The organism is Acetitomaculum ruminis DSM 5522 (assembly GCF_900112085.1).
In the GTDB taxonomy this organism is placed as follows: domain Bacteria; phylum Bacillota; class Clostridia; order Lachnospirales; family Lachnospiraceae; genus Acetitomaculum; species Acetitomaculum ruminis.
On record NZ_FOJY01000009.1, the window covers coordinates 101,609 to 113,334 of the forward strand.

Annotated in this window: 12 protein-coding genes; all 12 read left to right on the forward strand. The window is 35.5% G+C overall.

Going from position 1 to position 11,726, the window contains the following annotated elements:
• Window positions 1-20: 20 nt before the first annotated feature.
• The 12 genes from BM153_RS07480 to BM153_RS07535 all read left to right on the forward strand — a co-directional run bounded on the left by BM153_RS07480 (window position 21) and on the right by BM153_RS07535 (window position 11,556).
• On the forward strand, window positions 21-599 hold the full coding sequence (locus BM153_RS07480) for a TerD family protein (RefSeq protein ID WP_092872311.1): 579 nt from the start codon (window positions 21-23) through the stop codon (window positions 597-599).
• 56 nt (window positions 600-655) lie between these two features.
• Window positions 656-1,240 (forward strand): TerD family protein, encoded by a 585-nt coding sequence (locus tag BM153_RS07485; protein ID WP_092872313.1) that lies wholly within the window; start codon window positions 656-658, stop codon window positions 1,238-1,240.
• A 14-nt stretch (window positions 1,241-1,254) separates the two neighbouring features.
• Entirely contained in the window at window positions 1,255-3,906 is a 2,652-nt protein-coding gene (locus tag BM153_RS07490) for a calcium-translocating P-type ATPase, PMCA-type (RefSeq protein WP_092872315.1), read from the forward strand.
• 4 nt (window positions 3,907-3,910) lie between these two features.
• On the forward strand, window positions 3,911-4,669 hold the full coding sequence (locus tag BM153_RS07495) for an HAD family hydrolase (protein ID WP_092872317.1): 759 nt from the start codon (window positions 3,911-3,913) through the stop codon (window positions 4,667-4,669).
• A 28-nt stretch (window positions 4,670-4,697) separates the two neighbouring features.
• The gene (locus BM153_RS07500; RefSeq protein ID WP_092872319.1) at window positions 4,698-5,585 is read left to right on the forward strand and encodes a LysR family transcriptional regulator; all 888 of its coding nucleotides are present in this window, start codon (window positions 4,698-4,700) and stop codon (window positions 5,583-5,585) included.
• Between the two features lie 12 nt (window positions 5,586-5,597).
• The gene (locus BM153_RS07505; RefSeq protein ID WP_092872321.1) at window positions 5,598-6,440 is read left to right on the forward strand and encodes a LysR family transcriptional regulator; all 843 of its coding nucleotides are present in this window, start codon (window positions 5,598-5,600) and stop codon (window positions 6,438-6,440) included.
• A 169-nt stretch (window positions 6,441-6,609) separates the two neighbouring features.
• Window positions 6,610-7,284, forward strand: a complete 675-nt coding sequence (locus tag BM153_RS07510) for a GTP pyrophosphokinase (protein WP_092872323.1) — start codon at window positions 6,610-6,612, stop codon at window positions 7,282-7,284.
• Window positions 7,285-7,402: 118 nt separating this feature from the next.
• Window positions 7,403-8,344, forward strand: a complete 942-nt coding sequence (locus BM153_RS07515) for a hypothetical protein (RefSeq protein ID WP_092872325.1) — start codon at window positions 7,403-7,405, stop codon at window positions 8,342-8,344.
• A 43-nt stretch (window positions 8,345-8,387) separates the two neighbouring features.
• A complete protein-coding gene (locus BM153_RS07520; protein WP_092872327.1) occupies window positions 8,388-9,074 on the forward strand; it encodes a S1 RNA-binding domain-containing protein in 687 nt (228 codons plus the stop codon).
• A gap of 17 nt (window positions 9,075-9,091) precedes the next feature.
• The gene (locus BM153_RS07525; RefSeq protein WP_092872329.1) at window positions 9,092-9,667 is read left to right on the forward strand and encodes a flavin reductase family protein; all 576 of its coding nucleotides are present in this window, start codon (window positions 9,092-9,094) and stop codon (window positions 9,665-9,667) included.
• Complete coding sequence (locus tag BM153_RS07530) at window positions 9,664-10,170, forward strand: shikimate kinase (RefSeq protein ID WP_092872331.1); 507 nt, start codon at window positions 9,664-9,666, stop codon at window positions 10,168-10,170. Before BM153_RS07525 ends, BM153_RS07530 begins: the two co-directional genes overlap by 4 nt.
• Before the next feature lie 12 nt (window positions 10,171-10,182).
• A complete protein-coding gene (locus BM153_RS07535; protein ID WP_092872333.1) occupies window positions 10,183-11,556 on the forward strand; it encodes a peptidoglycan DD-metalloendopeptidase family protein in 1,374 nt (457 codons plus the stop codon).
• The last annotated feature ends 170 nt before the right edge of the window (window positions 11,557-11,726 follow it).

An 11,726-nucleotide genomic window follows, 5' to 3' on the forward strand; every position in this document is an offset into this window, starting at 1 on the left:
GTAAGAAGGGAGAAATAACTATGCCAATCAGTTTACAAAAAGGACAAAAAGTAGATTTAACTAAAGGAAATCCAAGCCTTTCCAAGATTTTAGTAGGACTTGGCTGGGATGTAAATCAATATGATGGTGGATTTGACTTTGACCTGGATGCAAGTGCGTTTTTAGTAGGTGCAGATGGAAAAGCTCAGCCACAGGATTTTATTTTCTACAGCAACTTAAAGCATACAAGCGGTGCCGTAGAGCATATGGGAGATAACCTTACCGGTGAAGGCGAGGGAGATGATGAGCAGATTAAAGTAGACCTTTCTTTGATTCCTTCAAACATTGAAAAAGTAGCTTTTACAGTTACTATTTATGATGCAGATAAAAGAAAACAAAATTTCGGACAGGTAAACAATGCTTATATCAGAATAGTTGATGAAACTACTGATACAGAACTTATCCGTTATGATTTAGGTGAGGACTTTTCCATTGAAACAGCAGTGGTTGTAGGAGAAATCTACAAACATAATGGAGAGTGGAAATTTAACGCCATTGGAAGCGGATTCCAGGGTGGACTTGCTGCACTTTGTGCAAATTACGGAATTGAAACATGTTAAGGTAATCAATCAGAAAGGAGAGCTGCCTAGTTTTTATTCAGGCAGTTAATGTATGTATGGCAATTAGTTTACAAAAGGGACAAAAAATATCACTTTCAAAAGAAGCAGCGGGACTTGACCAGGTATTAGTTGGTTTAGGTTGGGATGAAGTTGAAAAGAAATTCAGCTTATTCAGAAAACAGGCAGATATTGATTGTGATGCATCTGCATTTTTATTAAAAAATAACCAATTAAAAGGCACAGATGATGTGGTTTATTTTGGAAATCTTAAACATTTTTCAGGTGCGGTTTCTCACATGGGAGATAACCTGACGGGAGCTGGCGAAGGAGATGACGAACAGTTAGTTGTTGAATTACAAAAGCTGCCAAATGAATACAATAAAGTAATATTTGTAGTTAATATTTATAAGGCTTATCAGAGAAAACAGTCCTTTGGCAATGTCAAAAACTGTTTTATACATTTGATTGACCAAAGAAACAATCAGGAAATCTGCCGTTATGACATTTCCGGAAATTATGATGACTGTACTGCAATGATTGTGGGAGAGCTCGAAAAAACCGGAAATGAGTGGCACTTTAATGCCATTGGCGAAGGAACCCAAGACGGTAGCTTAGATGAATTAACAAGACGCTACAGATAGACAGGAGGATTTAAGTGCAAAAAAAATTTGAGGGATTAAATGATGCCCAGGTTGAGGAAAGTAGAAAAAAATATGGCTCTAATGCCATAAAAGAAGCCGAACCGGTTACATTCTGGCAATTATTTAAAGAAGGATTTGAAGACCCTATGATTCGAATTCTTTGTGTAATTGCAGTAATTATGATAGCAATGTTCTTATTAGGACAAAGCGAATGGTATGATCCGGTTGGAACAATAGCAGCTATTCTTATCGTAAATATTGTTTCCGCTTCTACAGGAGTTTCAAATGATGATGCTTTTAGAAAATTAAAGGCATCCCAGAAAAAGGATACTGCAAAAGTTATCAGAAACGGTAAGATTGCAGTTGTTGAAGTGGATGATATCGTTGTAGGTGATGTTATCGTTTTACAAGCCGGTGACAAGGTGTTAGCTGACGGTATATTAGCTGACGGAGAAATCGATGTTGATAACAGCGTGTTAAATGGAGAAGCAGAAGAATGTAATAAAAAAGCTGCTCCTGATGATTTTAAAATGCCGGAAAACATTACCGGTGATACTTTTGTTGATAAACATAGTCTTTTCAGAGGTGCTACAGTTCTTGATGGACAGGGTTATATGGTAGTCTGTCGTGTCGGTGAAGCAACCATGATGGGACAGATGGCAAAAGACATGGAAGATAAAGAGCCAGATTCACCACTTAAGGTTAAGCTTGGAAAACTTGCAAACCAGATTTCTGCATTTGGTTATGCAGGAGGAATAATTATTTCCGTGGCTTATTTTATCCACTATGTTGTATTAGCCGGAGGAATTTCAGAATATTTCGCGCAAGGCTGGGGACCGGTTCTTTCAGGACTTATGTCAGCAGTATCAGTTGCCATAACTATCATAGTCTGTGCAGTACCGGAAGGACTTCCTTTAGTTATCGCCCTGGTGCTTATGCAAAATACAGGAAAGCTTTATAAGGTAAATGTACTTGTTAGAAAATCCATCGGTATAGAAACAGCCGGTTCATTAAATATTCTCTTTTCAGATAAAACAGGTACCATTACAAAAGGCGAATTGGAAGTTGTTGAGTTTTTCACAGGAAACGGAGAAACTATTGACGCAGAAAAATTACCTGGAAACATTTCAGAAAATTTAAATCTTTGTATTGGAAAAAATACAGGTGCTATGTTTGATAACAAACATGAAGTTGTAGGTGGAAATATGACTGACAAGGCTCTTCTTAAATTCCTTGGAGAAGATAAATTTAATGCCCTTGTTAAAGATACAGGCCTTGAAGTAACAGCCAGCCAGGAATTTAACAGTGCCAACAAATTCAGCCAGTCATATATTGACTTTAAGGGAAATACCTACTATAAAGGTGCTCCTGAAAAAATACTTGTTAAAACTAAAAATTATATAGATGCCAACGGAGAAATTAAACCGATAAATCAGGCACTTTTAGATGAAAAAATCAATGATTTAAGTAACAGGGCAATGAGAATTCTTGCATTTGCCTACAGCCCGTCAAAAATGGTTAAAAATGAAATCAATGATGATGCGGTATTAGTGGGGCTTGTAGGTATCAGAGATGATGTTCGTCCTGAAGCCATCGAAGCTATTAAAGAAGTTCAAAAAGCCGGAATTCAGGTAGTTATGATTACCGGAGACAGAAAAGAAACTGCTATTGCAATAGCAAAAGAAGCTGGATTATTTAAGGGCGGCAGTGACCTGGCTGTTACCTCAGCAGAGCTTAATGAAATGAGTGACGAAGAAGTAAAAGCCATTATTAAAGACATCAGAGTTATTTCAAGAGCACTTCCTACTGACAAGAGCCGTATGGTAAAACTTTGTCAGGAAATGAATCTTGTTGTAGGTATGACCGGTGACGGTGTAAATGACTCACCTGCCCTTAAGAGAGCAGATGTGGGATTTGCCATGGGTAGTGGTACAGAAGTTGCAAAAGAAGCAGGAAAACTTGTTATATTAGATGACAACTTCAACTCCATAAAAAATGCCATTTGGTACGGTAGAACACTTTATATAAATATTTTGAAGTTTTGTAAAATGCAGCTGGTTATCAATGTGGGAGCTGTACTTGTATCAGCCATCAGCCCGTTTTTGGGAATTGATGAACCCCTTAAAGTAACCCATCTTTTGTGGATAAACTTGTGTATGGACTCATTGGCTTCAATAATGTTTGCAGGTGAACCGGCTCTTGAAAAATATATGAATGACAAGCCTAGAAGGCGTGATGAAAACATTATTTCAAAACCTATGGCGGTTCAGATACTTGTAATGAGTCTTTATCTTACAGCAATCAGTTTACTTTGGTTTAAGCTGCCTGCTGTTAGAACCTTCTTTGGAAGTGGCGATGATAAGCAGTTTTACAGTGCCTTCTTTACAATGTTCGTATTTGCATTTATGGTAAATGCCTTTAATGTAAGAAGTGACGGATTAAATGTATTTGAACATCTTAGAGAAAACCCAACATTTTCAAGAGTATGGGGAATAATTATACTGGTACAGGTGTTACTTGCCTGCATAGGTGGTGTAATAGGAGAAGTGTTCCACTGTGAACGCTTTGGATTAAACGGATGGATACTTGTTATCGTATTTGCCCTTTCCATGTACCCAGTAGATGTTATCAGAAAAATTATTACAAAAATAGCTACAGGAAAGTAAAAATATGAAAGCATTTTTATCAGATTTGGATAATACATTAATATATTCATACAAACATGATATTGGTGCTGATAAATGCCTGGTAGAAAACTATAACGGAATGGGGATATCCTTTATGACAGGGTATTCCCATTCTTTGCTTACAAAAATAAGAAAAGAAATAGAATTTGTGCCGGTAACTACCAGAAGTATCAGCCAATATGAAAGAATCTTCTTTGGAGGGGAAGAAGTGAAATATGCCCTTACAGATAATGGCGGAAACCTCTTAATTAATGGTAAAATAGATGAAAAGTGGCATAAGGAGTCAATGACATACTTTAAAAAAGCCGAAAAAGAAATAGACAAAGCCAGAGAAATTTTAGAAAAAGACAAAAACAGGAGCATGGAGGTAAGACTAGTTGACGGATTCTTTGCCTTTACCAAAAGTGATGATGAAGAAAAGACTAAAAAAACACTCCATGAAGCTTTGGATAATACAAAAGTCAATATATTTAATAATGGAGTAAAAGTATATGTATTCCCCAAGGAATTGGATAAGGGGCTGGCTGTAAAAAGGTTTAGAAAACGATTTGAGATAGAAAAAATAATCACTGCCGGAGACAGCCTTTTTGATGTTCCCATGCTTTTAAATGGGGATATATCCATAATTCCTCCACAACTAAAGGAATACTTTGAAGAAAAAAACGAAAAAGGTTATATTTATGCCAAAGAAGACAGGATATTTTCAGATATTGTACTAGAGAGTGTTTTAAAGAATATCTAAAAATATTTCCATATAAGAGGTGAAATAATTGAACATCAAACAAATAGAATTTGCCATTGCCTTAGCGGATAACAAAAGTTTTACAAAAGCCGCAAAAAGCGTCTATGTTGCCCAGTCCGCCCTAAGCCGACAGATTGCAAAATTAGAATCTGAGGTAGGTATACAGCTTTTTGTAAGAGGAACTGCCGAAGTAAAGCTTACCAAAGAGGGGCAGGTAATGATTGATGCCTTTAAAAGAATAAATAAAATTTTAAATCAGTCCATTATAAGTGTGCGTAAAAGCTCAGATAAGACAATGCAGCTTAGAGTGGGAATTTTAGGGGAGTTTGAAAGTATTCCCGAATTAAACAAGGACTTTATTAGAATAAAGGAAAAATACCCTGATGCGGATATAACGGTTAGTTCGTATTCGGAAGATGAATTGTATGAAAATTATGAAAATAAAAAACTGGACTTGATTTTTACGGACTACAATGAGGTATATGGAGAAGACAACAGAAGTATAGAATTATGGAGAGAAGGTTATTATCTTCTTCTTCCACGGGAACATGCCATAGAAAAAGAAGAAGATATTGGAAAATATGATTTTACAAAAGAAAAATGTGTTCTTTACAAAAGAAAAGAAAATGCTTTAACCAGTGAATTTAAAGATGCGGTAAAGAAAAGATTTAAGATTACAGATGAAAATTTTATATATGCAAGGAGCATGGATTCCATGATTGCCTGCAATGAAATGGGAATCGGCTTTGCAGTAGTTCCACCTTTAATTCGTTTTAAAAAGAATAAAAAAGTCAAACTGATTCCCCTAAAGGATTTTCCTTTGAGACAGATGACCATGTCCGCAGTCTGGAAGAAAAAGGACAAAAACCTATTACTGGCGGAATTTATAACAAACCTGTTCAGACAGGGATTTTAGGAAAGTGAATTTATGACAAATACGCAGATAAAATGTTTTTTAATGCTGGCGGATTGCCTTAATTTTTCCCTTGCAGCACAAAATATGGAAATAAGCCAGCCTACTTTAAGCAAACATATAAAACTTTTAGAAGATGAATTAAAATTAAAGCTTTTTGATAGAAATAACAGAAAAGTCATCCTTACAAGAGATGGGGAAATAATGTATGAGGCCTTTAGAAGTATGGCAAAAACCCTGAAAGAAGCCCAATACAAATGCAAAAATAAAAATGAGCCTGCAAAAAAACTGTCTGTAGGCATATGTCAGGGTTGGAGTGTGGATATTATTCCTGGAATTACGAAAAAATTCAGAGAGCACATAAAAGAAGTGGTCAGAGGGACTGCAAATGAAATAGTGGATTTACTTTACAAAGAAGAAATTGACCTGATACTTATTCCGGAATATCTTGTAGGTAGCCCAAAACTTGAAAAAATGGAAAAATACCTTTTTTCAAATACAAAAGCAAATATCTATATAAGCCGATATAAAGATGTTGATAATAAAAGTATAGAAGAAATTGTTTCCGGGGAAGACTTATTCATACCGGAATACAAGGATGACGATATGTTTTGCATTTTCGCAGACGACATAATCGCCAGAAACTCACTTATGCCAAAATCTTTTAAATTTGTGGATTCCCTTAATACTATGCTTAATTCCGTACGGTTTGGACTGGGATGCGCAATATTTTTTGAAGTAGGTTATAATAGTGTTGAAGAAGAAATAATTCCTTTGCCTTTAGAAAAATCCAATATGGAAATATACGCAGCAGGCAGAAAGAAAATTATTGATATTTTTAAAAATCTAGAGGTTTAAAGGATAAAATTTAGCCAATATTAATTTTATATAAATATTTACAAAAATATGAGATTATTTACAATAAATATGGTAATATTATACAAGAAGATTGGATTTTGGACGAAGTATATGTTTATTTAACGAAAAAACGGGAATACCCGGAAAAGACAATGAAGGGGAAAATATAATGGGAATATCAATAAAACTATATGATGATGTAGATACGTGGAAAACTGTTTCATTTCTTTATAATTCTGCTTTGAAAGAAGTGAACACCAAATTAGAGATACTTAATGACGAATTTCAGCATGTTCACAGATATAATCCGATTGAACATATAAAATCTAGGATTAAATCTCCTGAAAGTATAGTCAAAAAATTAAAGAAATATGGTTATGAAGTTAATATTGAAAATATGGTAAATTATGTAAAGGATATTGCAGGAATAAGAGTTATATGTTCCTTCACCTCGGACATTTACCGCATCGCCGAGATGATTGCAAGTCAGGGGGATTTAGAGGTGCTTTCCATAAAGGACTACATAAAAAACCCAAAAGAAAGCGGTTATAAAAGTTACCATATGATAATTTCAGTTCCCATTTATCTGTCAGACAGCGTGGTAGATACTAATGTGGAGATACAGATACGAACCATAGCCATGGACTTTTGGGCCAGCCTTGAACATAAAATATATTATAAGTTTGAGGGAAATGCCCCGGCTTATATAAGCAGAGAGCTTAGGGAATGTGCCAATATGGTATCGAAACTGGATGCTAAAATGCTATCCTTAAATGAAACAATTCAACAATTTTCGCTTTCCAATGAGAAAGAAGAAGAAACTCCTAAAGACAAGGTATTATAAATAATAATAAACCCTCTGAAAATTGACTTTTCAGGGGGTTTTGTTGTATGATGAATTGGAGTATATTCTCAGACAATTTTTAAGAAAGGAAAAGCTAATTTTTAGCAGCATAGTATAGATGGCGGGGATTAAAGATAAATTATCAGACGCATTACAAAAAACAGGAATAAGCGTAGAAGCAGTGGCTCAAAACAATGAAAGAGCCAAACTTAATCGTATGAAAGAGGTTTTAGGGGGTAAAATCACCGAGATAAACAAACAACAGGCTGATTTTGCAGAAAAACTTAATGCAAAAGACAAAAGAATGGAAGAACTTCTTAATGAATTAAGTGACTATATTGAAAAACTTAGTCTTGTTATGGTGAATTATGATCAAAAAATCAAATCCTATAATGATAATTATATGGCGTTAGAAAGAAAGCTTGACCAGGTTAACGGCTCCATTGGCGGGATAAACCTAAACGGAGGTCCGACAGTAGCCGTAGATGAAATTCTTGATGAAACCAAGAAGGCCATCACAGAATTAAGAGAAGATATTCGAATTTTACAAAGAAGTGATGAAGAACAATTTACTACTCTTTTGGAAAAGACAGATGCCAGACTTGATGAATTTTCCAATAAGCTTCTTGCCATCAGTAGCATGAGTGATTCAAAATCCGAAAAAGAAAAAGATGAAATAGTAGAAAAAATTGATAGCTTAAGAGCTGAAATTCTTGATATGAGAGAGGCCAGCAAGCTTATTCCCTTAAATGAGATAAATGAGCAGTTAACCAGCATAGACGATTTTGGCAAAAAGCTTGATGATTTGCAAGAAGAGATAAAAGAGGCTGTTCACATTGAAAGTGCCAAAGGCTATAGAAGCATAGAAGATTTAATCACTTTATCCCAGACGGCTCAAAGAGAGGAAAAAGAAGAGGAAGAAGAAACCTTAGAAGAGCTAATGTACTCCGTAAAGAGAATGCAAACAGCCAATTTGGTTTTCTCTGTTATAAATTTTCTGGGATTTGCAGCCATAATCGGCTTTATAATATATGAAGTTTTTAAACCTACGTTATTTTAGCGGGGATTTATTATAAAAAATATGATAAAAAAAGGAGAGGCAAATGAGCGAAGAAATCAAAGAAGAAGAAGTAGATACTGTAAAGGAAGCTATTCAAAACGAAGCTGCCTGGAAAAAAGTTACTGAGTATATGGAGTCACAGGAGGTATTGCATTTAACAGTTGACGGAATTATCAATAAAGGTGTAATTGCACATGTGGAGGGGCTTAGAGGTTTTATTCCGGCTTCAAAACTTTCTCTTTCCTATGTGGATGATTTAAATCTGTGGCTTAGCAAAGAAGTTGATGTAAGAGTAATTGATGTTGACCCGGAAAACAAAAAACTGGTTTTATCAGCAAAAGAAATACTGTTTGAAAAAAGAGCGCGGGAGAAAGCACAAAAAATAGCAAATATCGAAATCGGCTCTGTTATAGAAGGCAAGGTTGAATCTCTCCAGCCTTACGGTGCATTTGTTGATATAGGTGACGGTATTTCAGGTCTGGTTCATGTTTCTGCAATCTGTCACAAAAGAATAAAAACCCCGGCAGAGGTTTTAAAAGTCGGAGATACCGTTAAGGTAAAAGTATCCGGCGTTAAAGACGGAAAAGTCAGTCTGAACATGAAAGAATTAGAAGAGAAAGAACAACAAGAAGAAGAAACAAAAGAATTTGCGGATTTCAAGAAATTCGCTGACAAGGATAGCGTTTCTACAAACCTTGGAGATTTACTTAAGAACATTAAACTGGATTAATTATAGAGGTATGATATATGGCAAAACAGTTCTGGAAACCGGGAAATATGTTATATCCCTTACCGGCAGTGATGGTCAGCTGTCAAAGAAAGAATGAACGCCCTAATATTATCACCATAGCCTGGATTGGTGTGGTTTGCACCAATCCGGCTATGGTTTCTATTTCTGTTCGTCCCCAAAGACATTCCTACAATATTATAAAAGAAACAAAGGAATTCGTAATAAACCTTGTAAATGCCGAACTTACAAGGGCGATGGACTATTGCGGCGTAAAATCAGGAAGGGATATTGATAAATTCAAAGCGACACACCTTACTCCCATGGAGTCTTTACATGTGTCGGCACCGGGTATAAAAGAAAGCCCGGTAAATCTTGAATGTAAAGTTACTAAAGAAATAGAGCTGGGAAGCCATGTTTTATTTTTGGCAGAAGTAAAGGGTGTTACTGTAGAAGGGGAGCTTTTGGATAACAAAGGCAGATTAAACCTGTCAAAAGCCGGACTTGTGGCATATTCTCACGGAGAATACTGCAAGCTGGGTGCAAAAGTTGGAAAATATGGATATTCAGTTAGAAAAAAGGGTAAAAAAAGATGAGTAATATAGTTCTTATAGGAATGCCCGGAGTGGGTAAAAGTACAGCAGGTGTCGTACTTGCAAAGCTAATCGGTTACAATTTCATAGATACAGATCTTTTAATTCAGGAAAGAGAACATCGTCTCCTTTCAGAAATCATAGCCAATGATGGAATTGATGCCTTCTTAAGGATAGAGGGGGAAGTAAACAGTGCCATTGAAACAGATAATAGCATTATTTCCACCGGAGGAAGTGTTGTTTATGTTGAAAAAGCTATGGAACATCTTAGAAAAATCGGTAAGATTGTATATCTTAAGCTTTCCTACGAAACTTTAGAATCAAGACTTTCCAATATAGAAGGAAGAGGAGTTGTTCTAAGAAAAGGGCAGACTCTAAGGGACTTATATGAGGAAAGAACTAAACTATACGAAAAATATGCTCATTATATTGTAGATGAAGAAGGTTTGGATGTTGAAGAAACAATAAAAAAAATAGAAGAGGTATTGGGACTTAATAATACCTGATGGAGAGTGAAATTGAATTCAGATAAATTAATTACCTGGATAAAGGAAAAATATAAACTGTTAAAAGACTATGGAAAAAGAGAAAGCAGAGCCTGTATGGAGGCAGCAGGAGTATTATTATTTGGCTTATTAATTTTTTTATTGATAAAAAATATTAATGAAGATACAACAGTTAAAGCCATGAACATAAGTCCTGATGAAACAATTACAGCAAAGCTTGAAACTAATAAAAACGAAGAATTAACCAACGCAATAAAAGTTTTTTCAGATAAGTTTGAAATTTATGTAAAAGATATTTCTGAAGCTGAAAATTCCCTGAACCTACTTAAAGCCGGTTGGGATAAAGAAGGAATATACAATATAAATATTAAAGCTGAAAACAAAGAAAATTACCGGATTATTTTTATAAATACAAAGGATGAAAATGCCAATAAGCAAATCATTGCACAAGAGGAATATAAAAACATCCTTGGTGAAAAGTTTGACCAGCTAAGAAATGTATATACCGGAATGTGGTTTCTTGAAAATATAAATATTGAAGAAGCAAAAATAGAAAAAGGTAAAATCATTTCTGCTGAAAAAGCCTTTGAAATAATGTCGGGAAATGATGTGGAAAAGGTGAAATACACAGTAGTAGAAGGAGATTGTCTTTCAATTATTTCCGATAAAACAGGCACTAGCGTAGCGGATATTATGAAGCTAAACGGCCTTGGAGGAGATAATACCCTTATCAAACCGGGAGATTTACTGGATGTTACAGTGATTGTTCCAAAGGTATCCGTTCAATTGCAATGTACTGAGGAATATCTTGAAGATTATCAGGATATAAGCTATGTAGATAATGATACCTGGTATACTACCAGAGAGGAAGTCCTTGAGGAAGGAAGTGTAGGTCAAAAGAAAGTATTGGCAGCTGTTATTTATACCAATGGCGAGGAAACATCAAGAATACCCCTAAAAAGCACCATTGTAAATCCTTCAACTCTTAGAGTTGTGGAAAAAGGCACTATAGAGCCGCCTACCTACATAAGACCTATAAATGCCGGCTATATATCCTCAGGCTTTGGAGCCAGATGGGGAAGGATGCACAAGGGAATTGACTATGCTTGCAGTCAGGGAAATGCCGTAATGGCCTCCTGTGACGGACAGGTTGTAAGGGCAGAATATTCCAACAGTTATGGATATGTTGTCTACATAAACCATGCCGATGGAAACCAGACAAGATATGCCCACTGTAGCGAACTGCTGGTAAATTACGGAGATATGGTAAGCCAGGGACAAAAAATTGCCCTAAGTGGAAATACAGGAGACAGCACCGGACCACATTTACATTTTGAAATTCTTGTAAATGGAAGTCAGGTCAATCCATTGGACATTTTAAAATAAAAACTTGTACAAAATAGCTACAATTTAGGGAAATCGTGTTTTCGAGATTTACATTTTAGAATATTGTGTTATAATACCTTTGGTTTGTTTTATTGTTCCTTGGAAGAGGAAGATAGAAATGTGAATGAAAGAAGCTGTTTGTAATGAGGTGGAGGTTGCAAATGGCGTTG